This is a genomic window from Pseudooceanicola sp. NS-SX9 (assembly GCF_057380705.1).
Genome location: NZ_JBXXRN010000005.1, coordinates 63,072 through 85,336 on the forward strand (window position 1 = coordinate 63,072; position 22,265 = coordinate 85,336).

At 69.7% G+C, this 22,265-nt stretch carries 21 protein-coding genes; 17 read left to right on the top strand and 4 right to left on the bottom strand.

All coding sequences use genetic code 11. The features are described from left to right. Nucleotides 1-61 precede the first annotated feature (61 nt). Entirely contained in the window at nucleotides 62-1,300 is a 1,239-nt protein-coding gene (locus AC2ITM_RS21335) for a LysR family transcriptional regulator (RefSeq protein WP_486470401.1), read from the top strand. A 13-nt stretch (nucleotides 1,301-1,313) separates the two neighbouring features. On the opposite strand, the gene AC2ITM_RS21340 is transcribed toward AC2ITM_RS21335, so the two are convergent. Continuing rightward, nucleotides 1,314-1,757 carry an Lrp/AsnC family transcriptional regulator gene (locus AC2ITM_RS21340; protein ID WP_486470402.1) on the bottom strand — a complete coding sequence of 148 codons (444 nt, stop codon included), beginning with the start codon at nucleotides 1,755-1,757 and terminating at the stop codon, nucleotides 1,314-1,316. Nucleotides 1,758-1,886: 129 nt separating this feature from the next. On the opposite strand from AC2ITM_RS21340, the gene AC2ITM_RS21345 reads away from it, so the two are divergent. Together AC2ITM_RS21345 and ctlX are read left to right on the top strand one after the other, a co-directional pair. Continuing rightward, nucleotides 1,887-2,264 carry a hypothetical protein gene (locus AC2ITM_RS21345; RefSeq protein ID WP_486470403.1) on the top strand — a complete coding sequence of 126 codons (378 nt, stop codon included), beginning with the start codon at nucleotides 1,887-1,889 and terminating at the stop codon, nucleotides 2,262-2,264. Further along, nucleotides 2,261-3,190 carry a citrulline utilization hydrolase CtlX gene (gene ctlX, locus AC2ITM_RS21350; protein WP_486470404.1) on the top strand — a complete coding sequence of 310 codons (930 nt, stop codon included), beginning with the start codon at nucleotides 2,261-2,263 and terminating at the stop codon, nucleotides 3,188-3,190. The genes AC2ITM_RS21345 and ctlX overlap by 4 nt, the downstream gene beginning before the upstream one ends. A 48-nt stretch (nucleotides 3,191-3,238) precedes the next feature. Here ctlX and AC2ITM_RS21355 read toward each other — a convergent pair whose 3' ends face one another. Continuing rightward, nucleotides 3,239-3,820 carry a TetR/AcrR family transcriptional regulator gene (locus AC2ITM_RS21355; protein WP_486470405.1) on the bottom strand — a complete coding sequence of 194 codons (582 nt, stop codon included), beginning with the start codon at nucleotides 3,818-3,820 and terminating at the stop codon, nucleotides 3,239-3,241. 114 nt (nucleotides 3,821-3,934) lie between these two features. Here AC2ITM_RS21355 and AC2ITM_RS21360 point away from each other — a divergent pair, with 114 nt between their 5' ends. The 7 genes from AC2ITM_RS21360 to AC2ITM_RS21390 all read left to right on the top strand — a co-directional run bounded on the left by AC2ITM_RS21360 (nucleotide 3,935) and on the right by AC2ITM_RS21390 (nucleotide 11,755). Continuing rightward, nucleotides 3,935-4,810, top strand: a complete 876-nt coding sequence (locus AC2ITM_RS21360; RefSeq protein WP_486470406.1) for a metallophosphoesterase — start codon at nucleotides 3,935-3,937, stop codon at nucleotides 4,808-4,810. Continuing rightward, complete coding sequence (locus tag AC2ITM_RS21365) at nucleotides 4,807-5,550, top strand: tyrosine-protein phosphatase (RefSeq protein WP_486470407.1); 744 nt, start codon at nucleotides 4,807-4,809, stop codon at nucleotides 5,548-5,550. The genes AC2ITM_RS21360 and AC2ITM_RS21365 overlap by 4 nt, the downstream gene beginning before the upstream one ends. Nucleotides 5,551-5,827: 277 nt before the next feature. Beyond that, on the top strand, nucleotides 5,828-7,306 hold the full coding sequence (locus AC2ITM_RS21370) for an ABC transporter substrate-binding protein (RefSeq protein WP_486470408.1): 1,479 nt from the start codon (nucleotides 5,828-5,830) through the stop codon (nucleotides 7,304-7,306). A 43-nt stretch (nucleotides 7,307-7,349) separates the two neighbouring features. Beyond that, a complete protein-coding gene (locus AC2ITM_RS21375; RefSeq protein ID WP_486470409.1) occupies nucleotides 7,350-8,297 on the top strand; it encodes an ABC transporter permease in 948 nt (315 codons plus the stop codon). Continuing rightward, entirely contained in the window at nucleotides 8,294-9,112 is an 819-nt protein-coding gene (locus AC2ITM_RS21380) for an ABC transporter permease (protein ID WP_486470410.1), read from the top strand. The genes AC2ITM_RS21375 and AC2ITM_RS21380 overlap by 4 nt, the downstream gene beginning before the upstream one ends. Before the next feature lies 1 nt (nucleotide 9,113). Then, a complete protein-coding gene (locus AC2ITM_RS21385; RefSeq protein ID WP_486470411.1) occupies nucleotides 9,114-10,949 on the top strand; it encodes a dipeptide ABC transporter ATP-binding protein in 1,836 nt (611 codons plus the stop codon). Then, the gene (locus AC2ITM_RS21390; RefSeq protein ID WP_486470412.1) at nucleotides 10,946-11,755 is read left to right on the top strand and encodes a metallophosphoesterase; all 810 of its coding nucleotides are present in this window, start codon (nucleotides 10,946-10,948) and stop codon (nucleotides 11,753-11,755) included. The genes AC2ITM_RS21385 and AC2ITM_RS21390 overlap by 4 nt, the downstream gene beginning before the upstream one ends. A gap of 141 nt (nucleotides 11,756-11,896) precedes the next feature. On the opposite strand, the gene AC2ITM_RS21395 is transcribed toward AC2ITM_RS21390, so the two are convergent. Further along, nucleotides 11,897-13,123: an amidohydrolase gene (locus AC2ITM_RS21395; protein ID WP_486470413.1), complete on the bottom strand. Its 1,227-nt coding sequence runs from the start codon at nucleotides 13,121-13,123 to the stop codon at nucleotides 11,897-11,899. Between the two features lie 88 nt (nucleotides 13,124-13,211). Between AC2ITM_RS21395 and AC2ITM_RS21400 the strand changes: the two genes are divergently transcribed. The 3 genes from AC2ITM_RS21400 to AC2ITM_RS21410 all read left to right on the top strand — a co-directional run bounded on the left by AC2ITM_RS21400 (nucleotide 13,212) and on the right by AC2ITM_RS21410 (nucleotide 16,958). Then, the gene (locus tag AC2ITM_RS21400) at nucleotides 13,212-14,102 is read left to right on the top strand and encodes a LysR family transcriptional regulator (RefSeq protein ID WP_486470414.1); all 891 of its coding nucleotides are present in this window, start codon (nucleotides 13,212-13,214) and stop codon (nucleotides 14,100-14,102) included. A 361-nt stretch (nucleotides 14,103-14,463) separates the two neighbouring features. Beyond that, nucleotides 14,464-15,675, top strand: a complete 1,212-nt coding sequence (locus AC2ITM_RS21405) for a hypothetical protein (RefSeq protein WP_486470415.1) — start codon at nucleotides 14,464-14,466, stop codon at nucleotides 15,673-15,675. Further along, the gene (locus AC2ITM_RS21410) at nucleotides 15,675-16,958 is read left to right on the top strand and encodes a nitric oxide synthase oxygenase (protein ID WP_486470416.1); all 1,284 of its coding nucleotides are present in this window, start codon (nucleotides 15,675-15,677) and stop codon (nucleotides 16,956-16,958) included. The genes AC2ITM_RS21405 and AC2ITM_RS21410 overlap by 1 nt, the downstream gene beginning before the upstream one ends. Nucleotides 16,959-17,338: 380 nt before the next feature. Here AC2ITM_RS21410 and AC2ITM_RS21415 read toward each other — a convergent pair whose 3' ends face one another. Further along, complete coding sequence (locus AC2ITM_RS21415; protein ID WP_486470454.1) at nucleotides 17,339-18,358, bottom strand: 1-aminocyclopropane-1-carboxylate deaminase; 1,020 nt, start codon at nucleotides 18,356-18,358, stop codon at nucleotides 17,339-17,341. Nucleotides 18,359-18,527: 169 nt separating this feature from the next. Here AC2ITM_RS21415 and AC2ITM_RS21420 point away from each other — a divergent pair, with 169 nt between their 5' ends. The 4 genes from AC2ITM_RS21420 to AC2ITM_RS21435 all read left to right on the top strand — a co-directional run bounded on the left by AC2ITM_RS21420 (nucleotide 18,528) and on the right by AC2ITM_RS21435 (nucleotide 22,261). Next, nucleotides 18,528-18,989: an Lrp/AsnC family transcriptional regulator gene (locus tag AC2ITM_RS21420; protein WP_486470417.1), complete on the top strand. Its 462-nt coding sequence runs from the start codon at nucleotides 18,528-18,530 to the stop codon at nucleotides 18,987-18,989. A 245-nt stretch (nucleotides 18,990-19,234) separates the two neighbouring features. Beyond that, complete coding sequence (gene dsdA, locus AC2ITM_RS21425) at nucleotides 19,235-20,515, top strand: D-serine ammonia-lyase (protein WP_486470418.1); 1,281 nt, start codon at nucleotides 19,235-19,237, stop codon at nucleotides 20,513-20,515. Nucleotides 20,516-20,652: 137 nt separating this feature from the next. Further along, a complete protein-coding gene (locus tag AC2ITM_RS21430; RefSeq protein WP_486470419.1) occupies nucleotides 20,653-21,384 on the top strand; it encodes an SDR family NAD(P)-dependent oxidoreductase in 732 nt (243 codons plus the stop codon). A 310-nt stretch (nucleotides 21,385-21,694) separates the two neighbouring features. Further along, entirely contained in the window at nucleotides 21,695-22,261 is a 567-nt protein-coding gene (locus AC2ITM_RS21435; protein WP_486470420.1) for a hypothetical protein, read from the top strand. Nucleotides 22,262-22,265: the final 4 nt, after the last annotated feature.

Consider the following 22,265-nt stretch of genomic DNA (forward strand, 5'->3'; position numbering starts at 1 on the left):
CGGGTCTGGTGGTCGTGTAAAGCCACCCTAGCCGACCCCGTCCCGCCCATGTTATGCTACTATGAAATACCATCTTTCAGAATTACCATATGAGGTCCCCCTGCCCGAACTGCGCCAGATCCAGGTCATCCTTGCCGTCGCCGAGACCCGCAGCCAGGGCGCGGCGTCGCAGCTGCTGCACCTCAGCCCGGCCTCGGTATCGCGCCAGATCAGCGCGGCCGAGCAGGCCCTGGGCGTGCCGCTGTTCCGCCGCGGCTGGTCCGGGGCCGAGCTGACCTATGAAGGCGAGGGCGTCGTGCGCCTTTATGCCCGCGTCGCCGAGGCCCTGGGGCGGGCCGAAGCGGCGCTGTTTCCCACGGGCGGCGCGCCGTCGCTGTGGTCGGGGCTGAAATGGCGCGACCTCGAGGCGCTGCGGGCCGTGGTCCAGCTGGGCAGCGCCAGCGCCGCGGCCGCCCACCTGCGCCGTGGCCAGCCCGAGGTCAGCCGCGCCCTGGGCCAGATCGCGACCCATTTCGGGCTGGAGCTGTTCCGGCGGCGCTCTCATGGATTGCAGCCGCTGGACCCGGCCCTGCGTCTGGCCGCGCTGGCCGACGAGGTCGACGCCCTGCTGCGCGGCCTGCCCGACGTGCTGCACGATGGCGAGGGGGTGCAGGGCCGGGTGTCGGTGGGGGTGTTGCCGTTCTCGGGGCAGGAGCTGATCCCGAGGGTTTTCGCGCGGCTGGTCGGCGCCTCTGGCCGGTTGCGCCTGGCGGCGGTCCCGGGCAGCTATGCCGGGTTGGTCGAGGCCTTGCGGCGCCGGCAGATCGACCGGATCATCGGCCTTGCCCGCGGCGCGCAACGGCCGCAGGGCATCGTCGAACGCCCGCTGAGCGTCGAACATTTTACCGTTGTTGCCCGTCGCGACCACCCGCTGGCGGGCTTCACCGGTCCGGCCGAAGCCCTGCTGGAGGCCGCCGCCCGGACCCCCTGGGTGGTCGCCCCCCACGGCACCCCGATCCGCGCCTATTTCGAGGCCCTCTATCGCCGCAACGGCCGCACCCCCCCGACCCAGAGCTACGAGATGCTGTCCTTCAGCGCCGCCGAGCAGATGCTGGCGGAAAGCCCGGCCCTGGGCCTTCTGAGCTATAGCGCCGAAGCCCTGTCCCGGCTGCGCCCCGACCTGCGCCCGGTCTCGACCACGCTGCCCCGGTCCAGGGTCGCGATCGCGCTTTCGGCGCTGGAGGGGGCGCGGCCGGACCCGGCGCTGACGCTGTTCGAACGCACCCTGGACGCGGTGATCGCCGCCGAGCAGCCAGGCTAGCCTGCCGCTCCGCTCAGATCGAAGACAGAAGGATACTGGTCTCGCTGTTGCGCACGCCCTCCACCAGGCGCACCTCGCGCAGCAGACGGTCGAAATCCGAAAGGGTGTCGACCGCGATCTCGGCCACCAGGTCCCACTTGCCGCTGGTGGTGTGCAGCCGGTGCAGCTCGGTCAGGCCGCGCAGCCTTGCAATCACATGCGAGGTCGTCCGGCCCTCAACCTCGATCATCATGATCGCCCGCACGGCGGTGTCATCGTAATCCTCGCGCACCCGCGCGGTAAAGCCCAACAGCGCCCCCGATGCCAGCAGCCGGTCCAGCCGCACCTGCACCGTGCCCCGCGACACATTCAGGATCTGCGCCAGCTTCGAAACCGGCGCCCGGCCGTCGCGCCGCAGCTGTGCAATCAGCGCCCGGTCCAGATCGTCGAAAATGTACTTGCCGCCGCGTTCGGCCATGGGATCATCACTTTGCAGGGTCTTAGGTGGCAAACTGTATATTCTTCCCCCTCAAATCCGGCAAGTTTCGCATTTTCTGTACAAACTGCCATCGACGATGGTTCCGGCAGATTTCAGAAAGGACAGGAAATGTCTGCCCCCTTGCCCTCTGCCCTGGCCTGTGCGCCCTGCGCCCGCGTCAAGACCCTGATGCACCGCCCCCGCCTGACCGGGATGCCGATCCGGCTGGCCCGCTGCATCGACGCAGGCGTTCGCCACCCGGACAACCCCGGGAAGACGCCGCGCCGCGCCGCACCTTCGCCCTGCCGCGTGATCAAGCGGCGGCCCGGGACCTATCCAGTGACCGATCCGTGGCAGGGAATGGCCCCGGACGCGTGCAACGACCGGCAGATCCCCCTGTTCGGCAGCCTCGGCGGCGCCATCGCGGCGCGGCGCGACCAGCCGTGCGGGACCGGCCCGCTCCCCCGCCTTGCCATGGGCCCCCGCGCCACCGGGGCCACCGCATGAGCCGACCTTCGGTACAGGCGCCCGGCGCGGTGGTGATGGTGCGGCCGCACCATTTCACGGTGAACACGCAAACGGCCCAGGACAATGCCTTTCAGGCCCGCGATCCGGCAACCGACAGCGCCGCGCTGGCGCGCCGGGCGCATGAAGAACATAGCGCCGCCGTGGCCGAACTGCAGCGCCACGGCGTCCGCGTCCATCTGTTCGAGGGCACCGACCCCGACACGCCGGACTGCGTCTTTCCCAACAACTGGTTCTCGACCCATGCAGGGGGCCATGTGGCGATCTTTCCGATGAAGGCGCCGAACCGCCGCCGCGAACGCCGCGCCGATATCATCGAGATGCTGAAGGCGCGTTACCGGGTCCAGGATGTCATCGACTATTCCGGGCTGGAGCCGGACGGCCTGTACCTGGAGGGCACCGGGGCGATGGTTCTCGATCATGTCGAGCGCGTCGCCTATGCGGTTGCCTCGGACCGGACCAGCCCGATTGCGCTGGAACGTTTCTGCACCCATTTCAACTTTGAGCCGATGGTCTTTGCGGCGCGGGATTCCCGGGGCACGCCGGTCTATCACACCAATGTGCTGATGTGCATCGGGACCGATTTCGCGCTGATCGGCGCCGGCATGATCCCCGACGCCGCCCGCCGTGACGAGGTCCTGGCCCGGCTGTCGGACAGTGGCCGCCACCTGGTTCTGCTGAGCGAGGCACAGATCGCCGCCTTCGCCGGCAATGCGATCGAACTTCAGGGCGCCCGGGGGCGGCTGCTGGCCCTGTCACAGACCGCCTTCGACGCCCTGACCCCGGCGCAGCGCAGCCTGCTGGAGCAAAGCGTCACCCTGGTCCCCTTGGCCATCCCGACGCTGGAATGCGCCGGGGGATCGGTGCGCTGCACCATTGCGGGCGTCCACCTGACGCCGCGCCGCTGAGGCCCCAGGTGCCGTTCCACGCCGGAACGGCACCGCCCCGCCGCCGGTTCAGGCCCCGTCCGCAATGCGCCAGCACAGCGCCTTCAGCCGGGCGGCATCGGCCGGGGTGAAATCGTCGCCGCGCGCGCGATACCATTTCAGCGCGTTGCGCAACGCCCCGCCGATGAACGCGGCCGTCGTCGCCGCCTCCTGTCCCGACGCGCCTTGCGGCGTCAGCCCCGCCAGCACCGTCTGGATGTAGCGCGACGAGGTCGAGTAGGACTGCACCAGTTCCGAGGGCGGCAGGATCGGCACGTTCGACAGGATCTCGAACAGGATGGCGCGGTCGGGGTCGGTCCAGAAGAAGGCGATGTAGCTGTCCAGATAGGCGTCAAAGCGCTCACCCGGGCTTGCCGCGGGATCGGCAGGCACCAGCGCCTCCTGCATCTGCTGCGCCAGCCGCCGGTGCACCGCGTTCACCAGATCGTCCTTGCTGACGAAATAGGTATAAAGCGATCCGGTCGCCACCCCCGCCCGCTTGGCGATTGCGGCCATCGCGCATTGCGGCCCTTCGGTCACCAGCGCCGCAGCGGCCGCGTCCAGGATTCGGGCGCGTTTTTGATCAGCGACAACGGGAACGGGTTGGTCCATGGGCTTTCCTTCTTGACGAATGAACGTTCATTCAGGTGTCATGAAGGCAGAGTACTGAGTTGCTGAATCGGGCGCAACTCACTTCCAGACAGCCCAACAGAACGGAAAACCGACGTGACGCGCGGAACGACGACCTTTGTCCACCTGACGGATCTGCACCTGAATGCCCCCGGAACCCCGGACCCGCATCTGCTGTGCGACACTGCGGCCACGCTGCGCCACAGCCTGCAGGCCATCGCCCGGATGGACCCCGCGCCGCAGTTCATCGTGCTGTCGGGCGATCTGACCAACAATGGCGATCTTCCCGCCTACCAGGCCCTGCGCGACCAGTTGCAGGCCCAGGCGCCCGCCGTGCCGCTGATCCTGGCGCTTGGCAATCACGACCGGCGCGCGAATTTCTATGCGATCTTCCCGCAGCCGGGCCTGTCGGGCGACCAGCCCTTTGATCATGCGCGCGTGGTGGCGGGGCTGCATGTGGTGGTCCTGGACAGCAGCCGGCCGCGGCGGGTGGGTGGCGATCTGGACGCCGGGCAGATCGCGGCGCTGCGGTGCGAACTGGGCCGCCATCCCGATCTGCCGAAACTGCTGGTGGTACATCATCCGCCGATGCTCGATCCCGGGCAGGCCGAGACCGAATGGGCCAGCCTTACCGCCGCCGCCACCGCCGCGCTGCGGGAGGCCCTGCAGGGCCACCGCGTGGTGGGGATCCTGAGCGGCCACATCCACCTGAACCGGGCCAGCCACTGGTACGGCATCCCGGTCTTCACCGGCGCCGGGCACCACGCCGAAACCGACCCCCTGGACCTGAGCACCGGCATGGACATGACCGACGGCGCGGGCTTTGGCATCGGCACGCTGCGCGACAGTGGCCTCAGCCTGACCCATGTCAGCCACCCGCGCGCGGGCAAGGTGCTGCGGCGGCTCGAATTTGCGCCCTTCCACGCCTATCTGGCGCGGCTTGCGCAGGATGCGGAAGGAGAACTGCAATGAACATGTCGCGCCACATCCCGATGGAGGGCGTGCTGAACCTGCGCGACCTGGGCGGCTATCCGACCGCGCGCGGCGACACCGCCTGGCGCCGCATCCTGCGCGCGGCCAGCCTGCATGGCCTGTCCCCGGCCGAGATCGACACGCTGGAGGGCCTTGGCCTGCGCCATGTCATCGACCTGCGCTTTGCCGACGAGATCGCCCACCGCCCCAATCCCTTTGCCACCCGGCCCGGCGGCCCGCGCTATTCCTGCGTCTCGCTGCTGGCAGGGCTTGCCCCCGAAAGCCCCGAGATCAGCAGCGCCCCCGACCCCCTGCTGGCGCTTTACCTGAAGGCCATCGAGACCAACGCCCCGGGCTTTGTCGAGGTCGCCCGCCTGATCGCGCGCAGTGAACCGGGGGTGGTGCTGTTCCATTGCTCGGCCGGCAAGGATCGCACCGGCATGATCGCCGCCATGCTGCTGGAACTGGCGGGCGTGCCGCGTGACTGGATCCTTGATGACTACGCGCTGACCGCCCAGCACATCGGCCCCTTCGTCGAGGCCACCCGCAAGCTGGTCACCGACCGCGGCGGCGATTTCGAAAGCTACGCGCCCTTCATGCGCTCTGAACCGCAGACCATGGCCGCGTTCCTGGACCACCTGCAGGCGGCGCATGGGGGCACCCGCGCCTTCCTTCTGAAGAACGGCCTGTCGCTGCCCGACCTCGACCGGCTGACGCAGCGCCTGCGCACGGACGACTAGCCTCATGGGGCCGACCGGCCCCGTGTCCGCCCCAACCGCGCTCTGCCAGCGCCCCGACCACACCGTTGCCGCGCCCCGTTTCACCACATCACCGGTCCGCAGTTCCCCCGGCTTTTGATCCCCACCCCTTTTTTCCCGGTTCCCGACCGCCCCCGTTCCCCCGGTTCCCGTTTCGCCAAGTTCCCCCATCGCAAGACCCCGCCTGCGCCCCCGCCCGGGCCGCAGGACCACCAGGACCGGACAGCCTCGCCGCTGCCGCCCCCTCCAGGAGCCTGATATGCGCCACATCCTCATGTCCTCGATCGCGGGCCTTGCCCTGGCCGCCTGCCTGACCCAGCCGGTGCTTGCTGCGGGCAGCCTGCGCATCGCCCTCGCACAAGAGCCCACCTCGCTTGATCCGACCTCGGATGCGACGGCCTCGATCGACACGATGATCGCCAATAACGTGCTGGAAAGCCTGACCACCGTCGATGCCAAGGGCAATGTGCAGCCGAACCTGGCCACCAGCTGGGACATTTCCCAGGACGGGCTGAGCTATACGTTCCATCTGGTCACCGGCACCACCTTCAGCGACGGCACACCCTTCAGCGCCGATGACGTCAAGTTCTCGTTCGACCGGGCGATGGCACCGGGCAGCACCAATGCCTCTCCCTCGCTCTTCAAGCCGATCGAGAGCGTCACCGTGATCGACCCCGCCACTGTCGCCATCAAGCTGAAGACCAAGGACGCCTTCTTCCTGTTCAACCTCAGCAGCGGCGATGCCTCGATCGTGGCGCCGCAGGACGCGGACAAGCTGGCCTCGGATCCGATCGGCACCGGGCCCTTCAAGATCGCGGGCTGGACCCGTGGCGACAAGCTGGTGCTGCAGAAGAACCCCGATTACCGCGACGCGAAGGACGTGGGGCTGGATGGCGTCGAATACCGCTTTATCGCCGATCCCGCCGCCACCGCCGCCGCCCTGATGGCCGAAGAGGTCGACGTGGCCAGCCCCGCCCCCGAGATGCTGCCGCAGTTCCGCGCCGATCCGCGCTTTGACGTGACCGTCGGCTCGACCGAGGGCGAGGTCATCCTGGCGATGAACAACGCCCGCAAGCCCTTCGACGACATCCGCGTGCGCGAGGCGGTGAACCACGCCATTGACCGCAAGGAGATCATCGACGGCGCCATGTACGGCAGCGCCGAACCCATCGGCAGCTTCTATCCCCCCCATGGCCCCGCCTATGTCGACCTGACCGGCCGCTGGCCGCATGACACCGCCAAGGCCAAGGCCCTGTTCACCGAGGCCGGCGTCGAGGGCACCACCATGACCATCAGCGTGCCGCCCTTCCCCTATGCCACCCGCTCGGCCGAGATCATCCGCGCCGAACTGGAGGCCGCCGGCATCAACGCCAAGATGGAAACCGTGGAATGGGGCTACTGGCTGGACCAGATCTACAAGAAGGGCAATTACGACATGACGATCATTGCCCACACCAGCCCCAATGACATGGGCAACTTTGCCCGCGGCAAGAGCTATTTCTACGGCTACCAGAGCGATGCGTTCGACGCCCTCTGGGCCAAGATCAGCACCGAGACCGACCCCGAGATCCGCATCGGCCTGCAGAAGCAGGCGCAGGTCTACCTGGCCGACAATGCGGTGATGGGCTTCCTGTTCCAGCTGCCGAAGATCACGGTGTCCCGCAAGGGGATCGAGGGGCTGTGGGTCGATGCGCCGGTGACCTTCATGCCGATGAAGGATGTCCACTGGGCCAAGTGAGGCCCGCTGATCCCCGCCCTGTCCCGATCCCGGAGGCCCCCCGATGACCCGGTTCCTGATCCGACGTCTGCTGCAGTTCCTGGCGACGCTGCTAGCGATCTCGATCATCGTCTTCACGGTGATGAACGTGCTGCCGGGGGATCCGGCGCTGTCGATCCTGGGGATCGATGCCACCGAAGAGGCCCGCCTGGCGCTGACGCATCAGCTGGGCCTCGATGCGCCGGCCTGGCTGCGCTACCTGCGCTGGATCGGCGGCGTGCTGCGGGGCGATTTCGGCACCAGCTATTCCTTCCACGTGCCCGTGGCGGGGCTGATCGCGGAACGCCTGCCGGTGACGCTGTCGCTGGCGGCCAGCGGCATGGCGGTGACGCTGGTGATCGCGCTGGTGGCGGGCCTTTTCGCCGCCGCGCGCCATGGCCGGCCGGGCGACTGGGCGGTGATGATCGCCAGCCAGCTGGGCATCGCCATCCCGGCCTTCTGGCTGGCGATCCTGCTGGTGATCCTGTTCGCGGTCAAGCTGCGGGTGCTGCCGCCCGGGGGCTTTCCCGGCTGGGGCGATCCGGTCGCGGGGCTGAAGGCGCTGATCCTGCCGACGCTGGCGCTGGCGCTGGTGCAGGCGGCGGTGCTGACGCGGGTCACGCGGTCCTCGGCGCTGGAGGTGATGCGGCTGGATTTCATGCGCACGGCGCGCGCCACCGGCCTGTCGCCCGCACGCATCCTGTGGCGCCACCTGCTGCCCAATGCGCTGGTGCCCATCGTCACCATCGTGGGGATGCAGTTCGCCGGCGTCGTCACCGGCACCCTGGTGATCGAGAGCGTCTTCTACCTGCCGGGCCTGGGGCGGCTGATCTTCCAGTCGATCTCGAACCGGGACCTGATCACGGTGCAGGCGCTGATCCTGCTGATCGCCACGGTGGTGGTGACGGCGAATTTCCTGGTCGACGTGGCCTATGCGCTGATCGACCCCCGGCTGAAGGCGCGCCTGACATGAGCAGACTTCCCCTGAACCTGAAGATCGGCACCGTGCTGGTGGGGGCGATGGTGCTGGTGGCGCTGGCCTCGGCGCTGTGGACGCCCTATCCGCAGGCGGCGCTGGCGGTGACGCAGAAATTCGCCGCCCCCGGGGCCACACATCTGCTGGGCACCGACCAGCTGGGCCGGGATGTGCTGTCGCGGCTGATGGTGGCGGCGCGCAATTCGATGACGGTGGCCTTTGCCTCGGTGCTGCTGGGCGGCGGGCTGGGGGTGGTGCTGGGGGTGACCGCCAGCGCCTGCGGCGGCCGGATCGAGGATCTGGTGATGCGGATCTGCGACCTCAGCTTTGCCTTCCCGGCGCTGCTGTTCGCGATCATGCTGGCGGCGGCCTTCGGCCCCTCGCTGACGAATACCGTGATCGCCATCGCCTTCATCAACGTGCCGGTCTTCGCCCGGGTGTCGCGGGGGGCCGCGAACCAGGTCTGGCCCCGGGAATTCGTGCTGGCGGGGCAGGCCGCCGGCGCCACCCGCAGCGCGCTGACGCTGCACCACATCCTGCCCAACATCCTGGCGCCGGTCATCGTGCAGGCCACCATCGAATTCGCCGTGGCCATCCTGGCCGAGGCCGCGCTCAGCTATCTTGGGTTGGGCGTGCAGCCGCCGGCGGCCTCCTGGGGGCGGATGCTGGCGGAATCCCAGACGCTGCTCTACCTCGCGCCGCAGCTGGCGATCTATCCGGGGCTGTGCATCATCCTGTCGGTGCTGGGCTTCGGGATGCTGGGCGACGGGCTGCGCGACATCACCGACCCCCGCCTCAGACGGAACCGCTGACATGCTGACCATGCAAGACCTTTCCGTCCGTTTCGGCGACGCCCACGCCCTGCGCGAGGCCAGCCTGCAGATCCGCCCCGGGGCCCGCATCGGCATCGTCGGCGAAAGCGGCTCGGGCAAGTCGGTGCTGGCGCAATGCCTGATGGGCATGGCCCCCGACAGCGCCCGCGTCACCGGCATGATCCATGTCGACGGCATCGACATGTCCGATGCCCCCGAGGCCCGCTGGCGGGCCCTGCGCGCGCGCCGCATCGCGATGATCTTCCAGGAACCGATGGCGGCGCTCAATCCGCTGCGCCGCGTCGGCACCACCGTGATGGAGCCCCTGCGGGTGCTGAAGGGCCTTTCGCGCACCGCCGCCCGCGCCGCGGCACTGGCATTGTTCCGAGAGGTCGGCCTGCCCGATCCCGAAACCCGCCTGCGGCTTTACCCGCACGAATTGTCGGGCGGGCAGCGCCAGCGGGTGCTGATCGCCCTGGCGCTGGCCTGCGACCCCGAGGTGCTGATCGCGGACGAGCCCACCACCGCCCTTGACGCCGAGGTGGCGCTGCGCGTCACCGACCTGCTGGTCGATCTGTCGCGGCGGCGCAACATGGCGCTGGTGCTGATCAGCCACGACCTGAGCGTCATCGCCCGCGCCACCGAAGAGATCCTGGTGATGTACGGCGGCGATATCGTCGAGCGTGGCCGCACGGCCCAGGTCCTGGCGGCCCCCGCGCATCCCTATACCCGCGGCCTGCTGGCGGCACGTCCCGGCGTCCGGTCGACGGGTCCGGGCGGCGCCCGTCCCCGCCTGCCGATGATCCCCGGCACCATCCCGGCGCTGGCGGACCTGCCCCGGGGCTGCCGCTTTGCCGGGCGCTGCCCGGCCGAGCTGCCGCACTGCGCCACCACCCGCGCCCTGCCGCAACAGACGGCCTCGGGGCAGGCGGCCTGCCATCGGCTGGGCCTGTCGGGCGGCCTGCCCGGCCCCGCCGCCCCGCCCCGCGCCCGGCCCCTGCAGGTCGCATCCCGCCCCGCACTGCAGGTGACAGGCGCGCGCAAGCTTTACCGCCAGCCGCGCGCGCGGCTTTTCGCAAAGCCCCCCCACCTTGTCGCCGTCGAAGCCGCCAGCCTGACCATCAGCCCCGGCGAAACCCTTGGCATCGTGGGGGAAAGCGGATCCGGCAAATCGACGCTCGCCCGCATGATCATGGGGTTCGAACGCCCCGACGCAGGCCAGGTGCGGATCGACGGGCAGGACATCCACGCGCTGAAACCGGCGGCGCTGCGCGCCCTCAGGCCACGGTTCCAGATGGTGTTCCAGGACCCCTACGGATCGCTCGACCCGCGCCAGACCGTCGGCTGGTCCATCGCCGAGCCGCTGCGCATCGCCGGCGAACGCCATCCCGCCCGCCGCCGCGACGCCGTGGCCGAGGTGCTGGAACAGGTCGGCCTGCGCCCCTCGGATGCGGTGAAATTCCCGCATGAATTCTCGGGCGGGCAGCGCCAGCGCATCGCCATCGCCCGCGCCATCATCACCCGCCCCGACCTGATCGTCGCGGACGAGGCGGTCAGCGCGCTGGATGTTTCCGTGCAGGCGCAGATCCTGAACCTGCTGATGGACCTGCAGGACCAGCTGGGGCTGGCGATGCTGTTCATCAGCCATGACCTGGCGGTGGTCGGCGCCATCTGCGACCGCATCCTGGTGATGCAGCACGGCAAGGTGGTCGAAGCCGGCCCCACCGCGCGGATCTTCTCGGCCCCCGAACAGCCCTATACCCGTGCCCTGCTGGCCGCCGCCCGCGTCAGCCAGCCCCGCCCCGCGCCATCCGAACGCCAGGAGGTTCCCGCTTGACCCGCTTCATCCACATGACCGACATCCACCTGTCGCACCCGGACGTGGGGGACCTGACCCTCGACAGTGACACGGTGGCGACTCTGGCGCGCAGCCTGGCGCAGGTCACCGCCCTGACCCCCGCCCCCGACTTCATCGTCATGAGCGGCGATCTGACCAACCGTGGCCATGACGAAAGCTATGCCCTGCTGGCCGAGATGATCGCCCCCGTGCAGATCCCGATCTTTCTGGCGCTTGGCAACCACGACCGCCGGGCGGGCTTTCACAAGGCCTTCCCCGGCTATGCAAGCCACCCCGATGCGCCGCTGGACCATGACCGGATCCTGGGCGATCTGCATGTGATCACACTGGACACGGCCGAGCCGGGCCGCGTCGGCGGCCGGCTGGAGCCCGCCCAGACCGACTGGCTGAAGGCCACGCTTGCGCAGCACCCTGAGCTGCGCAAGCTGCTGGTGCTGCACCATCCGCCCTGCCTCGATTCGCGGGCGGGCGGCTGGACCACCCTTGATCCCGCCAGCACCGAGGCCCTGGCCCGCGCCGTCGAGGGCCACCAGATCGTGGGCATCCTGTCGGGCCATGTGCATTACAACCGCGTGGCGCATTGGCGCGGCATCCCGGTGGTGATCTCGGTCGGGCAACATGCCTCGGTCGACCTGCTGGCCCGCGGCGAGGTCCGCATCACCGAAGGCACGGGCTTTGCCATCTGCGACCTGCTGCCGGGGGGCCTGTCGGCCACCTTCATCCCGATCACGCCCGGGCGCACCCTGCGGCAGATCCCGCTGGAGCGGCTGAAGTCCCTTGCCTGAAAGGGCCCGCGCCCAAGGCAGGCCAGCCCGGCGCCACCCGCTGGCAGACTGGCCCCCGCCAAACTGGCCACGGGCAGACTGGCCCCCGCCAGACAGGGACCTGGCAAACGGGCCCCGGGCAGGCGGGCCCGGAAAGCGCCCTCAGGCCAGCGCCCCCTGGCGCAGCGCATCTTCCAGCAGACCGGCCCAGAACTCGGCCCCGAGGGGCAGGATGCGGTCGTTGAAATCGTAGCGCGGATTGTGCACCGACACCGGCCCCACGGGCCGCCCCTCGCTATAGCCGCTGGCGCCGTTGCCGAGCAGGAAAAAGCTGGTCGGGCAGTGCTGGCCGTAGAAGGCGAAATCCTCGCTGGCCGAGACCGGCGCCGTGTCGGCCTCGACCTTTCCGACCCCGAAGAGGCGTTCCGCCGTGGCCGTCGCCAGCCGCGTCACCGCAAGGTCGTTGATCACCGCCGGATAGCCGTAATCCGTCTCGACCACCGCCTCGCAACCATAGCTGCGGGCCTGAAAGGTCGCGACCTCGGTGATGCGGGCATGGATGCGGGCGGCGACCTCGGGGCGCAGAGCGCGCACCGACAGCACCAGCTGGGCGCGGTCGGGGATGACATTGAACACCTGGCCCGCCGCCATCGTGCCGACCGACAGGATCGCGGTATCCAGGGGGTTGATGTCCTGGCTGACGATGGTGTGCAGCGCCAGCACCGTCGCCGACATCGCCAGCGCCGCATCGCGCGCCAGATGCGGCGTGGCACCGTGGCTGGCGCTGCCGTGGAAGGTGATCGTCACCGTATCCGAGGAACACATGAAGGGCCCGGCGCGGAAATGCATATGGCCCTCTTCCTCGGTCGGGCCGTTGTGGATGCCAAAGACCGCATCGCAGGGGAACTGGTCGAACAGGCCGTCCTCGATCATGCGCTTCGCACCGGAGCGGCTGCCGCCGACCTCCTCGGCGGGCTGGAAGATCAGCACCAGCGACCCGTTGCCGGGCAGCAGGCCCGCCCGGTGGCGCCGCGCGATCAGCTCGGCCCCGCCCAGCAGCATCGCGGTATGGCCGTCATGGCCGCAGGCATGCATCCGCCCCGGCCGGCACGAGGCATGGGGCAGCCCCGTCGCCTCGGTGATGGGCAGCGCATCCATGTCGGCGCGCATCCCGATCACCGGCCCCTGGTCGGGATCGCCAAAGGCCATCCGGGCAACGACGCCGGTTTCGCCCAGGCCGGTCGTCACCTCGTAGCCCCAGCCGCGCAGCAGATCCGCCACGAAGGCCGAGGTCTCGGGCAGGTCAAAGCCGATCTCGGGGTTGCGGTGCAGGTGATGGCGCCACTGGCGCATCAGCTCGGTGTCGGGGGCTTCGGCAAACTGGCTCATGCGGCCACGTCAGCAGTTGCGCCCGCCGGCGGGGAGGCAGAAAAAGCTGTCAGGGGACAACATTTTGTTGCCCAAAGGGGGAACCGTCATGCGCCTGACCCAGCTGCGCGCCCTGGTGGCGCTGTCGGAACAGGGCTCGATCCGGGGGGCGGCGCAGGCGCTGAACCTCAGCCAGAGCGCCCTGACCCGATCGCTGCGCGAGCTGGAGCGCGACACCGGCGCCGCCCTGCTGGACCGCCGCCCCCATGGCACCGATTTCACCGAGGCCGGCCGCAGCCTGCTGGCCCATGCCCGCCTGGTGCAGGCGACACTGGCGCGCGCCGAGGCGGATCTGCAGCGGATCTCGGGGCAGGCGGTGCCGCGGGCGCGGATCGGACTGACGCCGGTGCTGGCCTCGCTTGGCCTCAGGCCGCTCTACCGGCAGTTCCGCCAGCGCTACCCGACCGGAGAGCTGGAGCTGGACACCGGGCTGGTCTCGAGCGCGGTGCCGCGGCTGCTGGAGGGCACGCTGGACGTGGCCTTCTGCATTGCCGATCCCGCCCAGCTGCCGGCCGAGCTGGCATTTCGTCCGTTCCGCCAGGTCGAGCTGGTGGCGGTGACCCGGCAAAAGGCGCTGGCAGGGCCGCAGGGCTGGGACGTGGCGGCGCGGGCGCAATGGGTGCTGAACCCGCTGCCCGGCACCACGGATGCCTGGTTCCGCGACTGGCTGGTGCGCTGCGGCGTGCAGTTCGAACAGCGGCCGATCCTGTGCCGGTCGGCGCAGATCCTGGCCACCCTGGTCGAGGAGCTGGACGTGGTCGCCGTCTGCCCCGAGCCGCTGTTTCGCGCCCGGCTGCAGCCACGCGGGCTGGTGCGCATGGTCCTGCCCGAGGCACCCGCGCCGATGGCCATGGGGGCGCTGACCCGGCGCCAGATGCCGGTGCCGCAGGTTGTGCAGGACCTGATCGACATCTCCGAGGCGATCAGCCGGGCCTTCTGATCCCGCCCCCGCCTGACACCGTTTCGCGCCCCCTTATGGCAGCGGCGTCGCCACATCGCCGCGGTTGAGGTTTTTTCCCAACAATGACTTGAGCGTCGCCGCGGGGCGCATATGCTCCGGCAGCATCCCACCGAACCCGGAGTTTTCGGCGCCCAATGTCCCCTGCCTGCTCTCTTCGTTTGGTCTTGTCCCCGGATCGCCGGCCCGCCCGGTGCTGCGCCGCAGCGCGCTCCGGTCCTGTTTCAGTTACCGTGCTTTTTTCCATTCCCGCCGTTCCGCGCCCGGCTCAGGCCCCGCCCGTCCGCGCCTGAGGCCGCGAACACCCCGGGCACCGGATCTCAATTCCTGAAGGCATTGCACCTTGTCACGTCTTTCCGAAACACCGCGCGCCGTCAGGCCCGCTCTTCGCCCGCAGCCCGGCTGCGCGATTGCCATCGCCCCCGACGACTCGCTTGATATCGTGCTGGCGGACCTGACCACCTATACCGGCCTGCCGACCCTGGCCCTGGGACAGCGCATTGCCGGGCTGCGCGCCGCCGGGCATCGGGCGCGGCTTTTGTGCCCGCTGGCCGCCGAGGCCCCCCGCCATCTGCCCGAACGCCCCGAGCGCCTGATGGATCACGCCCGCCGCCGCCTTGCCCTGGGCGGCTGCCTGCCGCCGCAGGGGCTGCGGCGCCTGCTGGGCGGTACGGGACAGGGCCTGCCCAAGCAGCTGCGCGCCCTGGATGCGGTGCTGTCGGGCGGCCCCGACCTGCTGGTGATCGCCACGGATGACCGCCACCGCAACTGTGCCGCCCAGGTGGCCGCACTGGCGCAGCGCCAGGGTGTCGCGGTGCTGGCGGAAACGCCGCAGGGCCTGCAGCCCTGGCCCGGCCACCGCGACGACAGCGGCCTGACCCTGCGTCTGGCGCCGCAGGCCGGGCCGATGCCCTTCCCCGACTACACCGATTTCCCCTGGGACAGCTATCCGGCCCGGATCGTGCCGCTGCTGGCCGGCAGCCCCGCCCGCACCGAAGCCGTCCTGATGGAACTGCAGGAACAGGCGCGCCGCCACGAGACGGCGAATTTCCTGTTCCTCGATCCCGGGCTGAACCAGGCACCTGGCATGATGCGGCGGCTGTCGCGCGACATCGCCCGCCTGGTGCCCGGTGCCGAATGGGTGGCGCGCCTGGATCCCGCCTGCCCCGATGACAGCGGCCTGACCCGCCGCGACCTGGAGGCCGCCGTGCAGGGCGGGCTGCGCCGCATCGCCTTCCCCCTCGCGGCCCTGTCCGAACCCGAGGCCGAACGTACCGCCCGCTTCATCCGCAGTGCCCGCGCCGCCGGGCTGTCGCTGCGCTGCACCCTGATGCCGCCGCCCCCCGACGCCCCCCCCGAGGCCCGCGAGGCCACCGCCGCCTTCCTGGAAACCCAGGCCCAGCACCTCGACCGGGTGCGGCTGGCCGATGCTGCGATGTCCCGCCTTCCGGGCCGTCGCGCCGCGCGGGCCCGGGCACGCCTGCTGCGCGTGGTGCACGCCATCAACCGCCGGCCGCTCCGGGCGCCGGCGCCGCAATTCGACGGGGTGCTGTGATGCAATGTCCCTTCGCCTCGGCCGGCCCCCGCCCCGTCGACACCGCGACCATCGGCACCACCCTGTCACGCCGCCTGCGGCGGATCTCGGCGCTGGAACGCCGCGAGGAGGCCCGCGCCTTCCTGCGCCAGTACCACGAGGCCATCGGGGCCAGCCGTGCCACGCTGCAGCGCCGCTGGGCCGAGGTGCGCCGCGACCTGTCGCGCCGGGGCTGGTACGAACATGACCCGGCCGAGCTGGCCTTTGGCGCGCGCCTTGCCTGGCGCAACCATGGCCGCTGCATCGGGCGGCTGTTCTGGGAAAGCCTGGAGGTCATCGACTGCCGCGCCGACACCACCCCCGAGGCCATCGTCCAGCGCACCTATGACCACGTCCGCCATGTCTTCAACGGCGGGCGGCTGAAATCGACGATCACCGTCTTTGCCCCCGTCCAGGGCGACCAGCTGCCCTGCTGGATCGAAAGCGGCCAGGTCTTCCAGTACGCTGGCCACGCCATGCCCGACGGCAGCGTGCGCGGCGACCGGCAGAACATCGACCTGACGCGCATCGCCACCGGCATGGGCTGGCGCCCCAGGGACGAGCCCGGCCATTTCGACGCCCTGCCCTTCTTCATCCGCGACAGCCGCGACCGCCGGATCCGCATCGACGTGCCCCAGGACCTGCTGCACGAGGTGCCCCTCAGCCATCCCACCCACGCGGCCTTCGCCGAGCTGAACCTGCGCTGGTGGGCCATTCCGCTGGTCAGCAACATGATCATGACGATCGGCGGCATCGACTATCCCTGCGCGCCCTTCAGCGGCTTCTACATGAGCACCGAAATCGCCAACCGCAACCTGGCCGATGCCACGCGCTATGACCTGCTGGAACCGGCAGCGCGCAGCTTCGGCATCACGCCCGGGGCGCAGGACCGGCTGTGGCGCGACGCCACCCTGACCGAGCTGAACCGCGCCGTGCTGCATTCCTACAACCGCGCCGGGGTCACCATGGTTGACCACCACCGCGCCTCGGACGAATTCATGAAGTTCCACCAGCGCGAGCAGATCGCTGGCCGCCGCGTCGCCGCCGACTGGCGCTGGATCGTGCCGCCGCAGGCCGGGGGCGCGATGGATGTCTTCCACCTGAGGATGCGCAACTTTCACCCGGTGCCGAACTACTACCGCGACCGGGCGGGTGACGGGCGCCAGCTGATGCCGTGGTACGGCGACGCGCCCCGCAGCCGCCCCGAACTGTGGCTGGACCGTCTGACCCGGCGCTGGAAGCTGTGGAAACGCATGGCCTGGTAAGGCGAAGGGGGCCGCGCGCTGCGGCCCCCCTTTTCAAGTCTTCTGCTCAAGTCTTCGGATCAAGACCCCCGATCGGGATCTGGGGCCTGTGATCCGGGATGCGGCCCGCCCCCCTGTCGCGATCCGGGCCCGGGGGGCCCTGCCCGAACCTGCGGATAAGGCCCCGTCCCCCGGGGCACAGGCCCCGCAGGACCGGCCCCCGCCTGACGATCCCGGTTTCCAGGCGCCCGGTTCAGCACCTGCGGACCAATGCCCCAGGCTGAACGCCTTCGGGCCAATGTCTTCTGGCCAGTTTTGTCGTGTCGATGTCTTCGGGCCAATGTCGCCGGGCCCGTTTTCCGGTTGAACGCATTCGGGCAGTCTCTCCGGGTCAGGGCACCTCAGCCGTCCTTGAAATGATAGGCATAGCCGCTCAGCGCCGGGGCGCCGCCCAGATGCGCGTAAAGGACCTTCGACCCCTCGGGGAAAAAGCCCTTGCGGGTCAGGTCGATCAGGCCCTGCATGGATTTGCCCTCGTAGACCGGATCGGTGATCATCGCCTCGGTGCGGGCGGCCAGGCGGATGGCGTCCTTGGTCTCCTCGGAGGGGACGCCATAGGCGGGATGGGCATAGTCGTTCAGGATGACGATCTCGTCCTCGCGGACGGGGCGGCCCAGATCGACCAGCGCGGCGGTGTCGTCGACGATCTGGCGGACCTGCGCGCGGGTCTGTTCGGGCGTCCCCGAGGCGTCGATGCCGATCACCCGATCCGCCCGGTTCTGCGCCGCAAAGCCCACGATCATGCCACCCTGGGTCGAGCCCGTCACCACGCAGACGATGATGTAATCGAAGGTGAAACCCAGCTCGGCCTCCTGGGCTGCGACCTCCTCGGCAAAGCCCACGTAGCCCAGGCCGCCGTATTTGTGCACCGAGGCGCCGGCGGGAATGGCATAGGGCTTGCCGCCCGCGTCCTTGACCGACTGGATCGCGTCTTCCCAGCTTTGCCGGATGCCGATGTCAAAGCCTTCGTCCACCAGGCGGCTGTCGGCGCCCATCAGGCGGGTCATCTGGATATTGCCGACCCGGTCATAGACCGCATCGTAATGCGGCACCCAGCTTTCCTGGATGACGACGCATTTCATCCCCAGCTTGGCCGCCGTCGCCGCCACCATCCGGGTGTGGTTCGACTGCACGCCGCCGATCGAGACCAGCGTATCCGCCCCCGAGGCAATCGCATCAGGCACAATGTATTCCAGTTTGCGCAGCTTGTTGCCGCCCATCGCCAGGCCGGAATTGCAGTCATCGCGCTTGGCATAGATCTGCACCTTGCCGCCCAGGGCCTCGGAGAGGCGCGGCAGGTGGTCGATGGGGGTGGGGCCGTAGGTCAGGGGGTAGCGCTCGAACTTGTCCAGAAGGGACATCTTCTCGTGTCGCGTCATCGGGCATCTCCGTTGTTGGTGACCTCAGGCTAGGGCCGGAACGCGGAAAGGTGCTTGCAAACTTGTCCTGTGCTTTTCACCTTCCTTTCGGAACGGCGGACCATATTTTCAGGTCCATCCATTTCCTGCCACCCTGATGAAAGGATCTTCCATGGCCGATCTGGACCGAATCGACCTGAACATCCTGCGCGCCCTGCAGACCGAGGGGCGGCTGAGCAACGCCGATCTGGCGCAGCGCGTCAACGTCAGCGCCGCCACCTGCCACCGCCGCACGCAGCGCCTGTTCGACGAGGGGTTCATCACCGGCGTGCGCGCCCAGCTGGCGCCCGCCCCCGTGGGTCTGGGGGCGGTGGTGATGGTGGGGGTGGTGCTGGACCGCTCGACCCCGGAAAGCTTTGCCGCCTTCGAAGCCGCGGTGATCCGCCTGAAAGAGGTGCTGGATTGCAACCTTGTTGCCGGAGACTTCGATTACCTGCTGAAGATCCGGGTCCGCGACATGGCCGATTTCAACACGCTGCACGGCCGCCAGCTGATCGCCCTGCCCGGCGTGCGCCAGACCCGGACCTTCTTCGTGATGAAAGAGGTCAAGGACAACGCCCCCCTGTCGTTCTAAAGCCCCCCGGGCCCCGAACGACGCCGAGGGCGCTGCACGTTTCCCCCCCCCGGGCCGCGCTTGGTCCCGGAGACACCCGGGCAGCCTGGGGCAGGCGCGTCGTTCCCCGCGCCCGCCACCGGGCCCATCGCGCGGGCAATGCGGCCGGGGCGGGCGTGCCCCGGGCCCCTCGGGCGGCGGGTGCTCTGGCCTTTCCGAAGGCGGCGGTGCTACTGCGGGGCCAGGTTGCGCAAGGCGGACACGACATGAACGAACCCGATGATTTCGAGGCCCGCCTGCGGGCTGGCGCCCCGGTCCTGTGGACCAATCCCGGATACCGGCCCGGCCCCGACCCCGAGGCCGCCGCCGACGTGGCCCGGGCGCTGTCGCAATGGCAGCTGCTGCAACCGCTGATCGCGGCCCTCTGGCCCGATCTGCAGCCCGTGGGCCAGATCCGATCCGCCCTGCACGACGGCCACGCCCTGGCGCCCGGGCTGACCCTGCCCAAGGACACCTGCCTGCTGGTCAAGGGCGACCACGACCTGCCGGTGGCGGGATCGGTGAAGGCGCGTGGCGGGCTTTACGAGGTGCTCTCGACCGCTGTCACCCAGGCGCGTGCGGCGGGGCTGCTGGCCGAAGGCGACAGTGCCGCGAAACTGGCCACCCCCGAGGGCCGCGCCTTCTGCGCCCAACGCCGCATCGCGGTGGGATCGACGGGCAATCTGGGCCTCAGCGTCGGGATCGCGGCGCGGGCGCTTGGCTATGCGGCAACGGTGCACATGTCCCATGACGCCAAGCCCTGGAAGGTGCAGCGCCTGCGCGATCTGGGCGCCGAGGTGGTGCTGCATCAGGCCGACTATTCCAGCGCCGTCGCCGCCGCCCGCAGCATCGCCACCGCCGACCCGCTGACGCATTTCGTCGATGACGAGGATTCGCTGCTGCTGTTCCAGGGCTACAGCGCCGCCGCGGCCGAGCTGCGCGACCAGCTGGCCCGCCGCGACATCACCATCGGCCCCGCGCGGCCTCTGGTCCTCTACCTGCCCTGCGGCATCGGCGGCGCGCCGGGCGGCATCGCCCATGGCGCCCGCGGCATCTTCGGGCCCGATGTCCATGCCTTCTTCGTGGAACCGGTGCAGGCGCCCTCGGCGCTGGTGCAGATGCGCCATGGCCCGGGCCGCGAGACCTCGGTCTACGAGATCGGCCTGACCAACCGGACCGAGGCCGACGGCATGGCCGTGGCCACCATGTCGCAGCTGGTCGCCACCCGCATGGCCGCGCGCCTCGCTGGCGTGCTGACGGTGGCCGATGACGATCTGTTCCCCTGGCTGGCGATGGCGGCGGATCAGGGGCTGCGGCTGGAACCCTCGGCCGCCTCGGCGCTTGGCGGTCCGGGGATGCTGCTGGGCACCAAGCAGGGCCGCGCCTTCATGGCGCAGCACATGGCAGGCGTTGATCCCCTGGCCATCGTCCATGTCGCCTGGACCACCGGCGGCCGTTTCGTCCCCGAGGACCAGTACCAGGGCTTTCTGGCGCGCGGCCGCCGATAGGGCGCTTCCTCCGGGGGCCGGGAAAACGGGCACCGCGACACTGCGGCCTGCCGGCATCCGCCGGCGGCCCTTGCGGCGGCGGTTGCACCCTCCTACACCGGTTCGACCGGAGCGAGACCATCGGGAAGGCAGTAGCGATGAGCCAAAAGACACTTCTTCTGACAGGCGCAAGCCGTGGCATCGGACATGCCACGGTCAAGGTGTTCCAGGCGGCGGGGTGGCGGGTGCTGACGGTCTCGCGCACCGCCTTCGATGCGCGCTGCCCCTGGCATGCGGGCTCGACCGACCATTTCACCGGCGATCTGGCCGATCAGGCCGCGCGCGCCGCGCTTGTGGCGCAGATCCGCGGCGCCCTGGGCCCCGAGGGGCTGCATGCGATCGTCAACAACGCGGGCGTTTCCCCCAAGGGGCCGGGCGGCGCGCGGCTGGGCATCGCCGACAGCAGCGACGCCATCTGGAACGAGGTCCTGGGCGTCAACCTGCTGGGCCCCGCCGCGCTGATGCGCGACCTGCTGCCCCAGCTGGAAACGGCGCGCGGCGCGGTGGTGAACGTGGGCTCGATCGTGGGCAAGCGGGTGCATCCCTTCGCGGGGGCGGCCTATGCCTGCTCGAAGGCCGCGCTGGAGGCCCTGACCCGCGAAGCCGCGGCCGAACTTGGCCCCCGCGGCATCCGCGTCAACATGGTCACCCCCGGCGAGATCGAGACCGAGATCCTGTCCCCCGGCACCGAGAAGATGACCGACGTGATCCCGCTGCGCCGCCTGGGCCAGCCCGCCGAGGTCGCCAAGGTGGTGCTGTTCCTGTGTTCCGATGAGGCATCCTACGTCAACGGTGCCTCGATCGACGTGAACGGCGGCCAGCACGTCTAGGGCTGTCAACGAAATTTTCTGACCCTGCGTCAGTTTTTCGGCGCCCCTCCGGCGGGCGCCGACCCGTCCCTTGCCCGAAACCTTCGCTTTTCGCACCGGCACCCGTGCAAAAACAGGCCCCGAGCCGTATCCTGCGGGGAAGGCGGGCAAATTACCGCGTTCACCGGCTGTCACCGGCACAGCACGCTGCCCGGCAGGTCAAGGGCGACACCGGCCCCTCAAGATTGAAAACGCGCGGGGCTCGGGATTATGGACCATGAGGCGCCCATCCGGCCCGATTTCGATCCCCCTATATTTCCAGGAGCTTTCCATGCGTACTTTCCTTATCGCGGCCCTGGCCGTTCTGGCCGGGACCGGCAGCGCCCTGGCCGATCTTCCCGGCCTCGGCAGCAAGCTGATGTTCCCCGAGGCCGAGCTTTCGGGCCAGGGCACCACCCAGACCATCGAATGGAGCCAGAACGGCGTTCACCGCAAAGAGCCCTACATCCAGCTGACCACGCTGGATGCCACCATGGTCTTCGTGCAGCCCTCGATGGCCTCGCAGCTGGGTAGCCAGTGCCAGCAGGGCGTCTGTGCCTTCACCGTGACCGAGGCCTTCCGCTACGGTCAGGACAAGGCCGCCACCAAGCGCTTTCTGGTGCTGCACGACACCGACCGTACACCGTTCCAGCACCGCTTCATGACCAATGCCACGCTCGATGCCTTTGCCCAGGGGATGCAGACCGCCGCGAACCTGGCCCAAGCGCCGGTGACGGCGGCCGCGACCTCGTTCGGAGTGCCGCTGGCGGCGGTGCCGTCCTCGGTCCGGCAGGCCGCCGTGGGCCAGGTCGGCTGGGGCATCAAGAGCGTCATCGGCGATCCGCTGCGCAGCTTCTGAGCGC

Excerpts from the sequence above, each read along its gene's own strand:
- AC2ITM_RS21420 (WP_486470417.1), top strand. The coding sequence starts at position 18,528 with ATGGCCGATCTGGACCGAATCGACCTGAACATCCTGCGCGCCCTGCAG.
- AC2ITM_RS21340 (WP_486470402.1), bottom strand. The coding sequence starts at position 1,757 with ATGGCCGAACGCGGCGGCAAGTACATTTTCGACGATCTGGACCGGGCG.
- AC2ITM_RS21355 (WP_486470405.1), bottom strand. The coding sequence starts at position 3,820 with ATGGACCAACCCGTTCCCGTTGTCGCTGATCAAAAACGCGCCCGAATC.
- AC2ITM_RS21370 (WP_486470408.1), top strand. The coding sequence starts at position 5,828 with ATGCGCCACATCCTCATGTCCTCGATCGCGGGCCTTGCCCTGGCCGCC.
- AC2ITM_RS21430 (WP_486470419.1), top strand. The coding sequence starts at position 20,653 with ATGAGCCAAAAGACACTTCTTCTGACAGGCGCAAGCCGTGGCATCGGA.
- AC2ITM_RS21365 (WP_486470407.1), top strand. The coding sequence starts at position 4,807 with ATGAACATGTCGCGCCACATCCCGATGGAGGGCGTGCTGAACCTGCGC.
- AC2ITM_RS21385 (WP_486470411.1), top strand. The coding sequence starts at position 9,114 with ATGCTGACCATGCAAGACCTTTCCGTCCGTTTCGGCGACGCCCACGCC.
- AC2ITM_RS21380 (WP_486470410.1), top strand. The coding sequence starts at position 8,294 with ATGAGCAGACTTCCCCTGAACCTGAAGATCGGCACCGTGCTGGTGGGG.
- AC2ITM_RS21335 (WP_486470401.1), top strand. The coding sequence starts at position 62 with ATGAAATACCATCTTTCAGAATTACCATATGAGGTCCCCCTGCCCGAA.
- AC2ITM_RS21435 (WP_486470420.1), top strand. The coding sequence starts at position 21,695 with ATGCGTACTTTCCTTATCGCGGCCCTGGCCGTTCTGGCCGGGACCGGC.
- AC2ITM_RS21400 (WP_486470414.1), top strand. The coding sequence starts at position 13,212 with ATGCGCCTGACCCAGCTGCGCGCCCTGGTGGCGCTGTCGGAACAGGGC.
- dsdA (WP_486470418.1), top strand. The coding sequence starts at position 19,235 with ATGAACGAACCCGATGATTTCGAGGCCCGCCTGCGGGCTGGCGCCCCG.
- AC2ITM_RS21415 (WP_486470454.1), bottom strand. The coding sequence starts at position 18,358 with ATGTCCCTTCTGGACAAGTTCGAGCGCTACCCCCTGACCTACGGCCCC.
- ctlX (WP_486470404.1), top strand. The coding sequence starts at position 2,261 with ATGAGCCGACCTTCGGTACAGGCGCCCGGCGCGGTGGTGATGGTGCGG.
- AC2ITM_RS21345 (WP_486470403.1), top strand. The coding sequence starts at position 1,887 with ATGTCTGCCCCCTTGCCCTCTGCCCTGGCCTGTGCGCCCTGCGCCCGC.
- AC2ITM_RS21395 (WP_486470413.1), bottom strand. The coding sequence starts at position 13,123 with ATGAGCCAGTTTGCCGAAGCCCCCGACACCGAGCTGATGCGCCAGTGG.
- AC2ITM_RS21410 (WP_486470416.1), top strand. The coding sequence starts at position 15,675 with ATGCAATGTCCCTTCGCCTCGGCCGGCCCCCGCCCCGTCGACACCGCG.
- AC2ITM_RS21375 (WP_486470409.1), top strand. The coding sequence starts at position 7,350 with ATGACCCGGTTCCTGATCCGACGTCTGCTGCAGTTCCTGGCGACGCTG.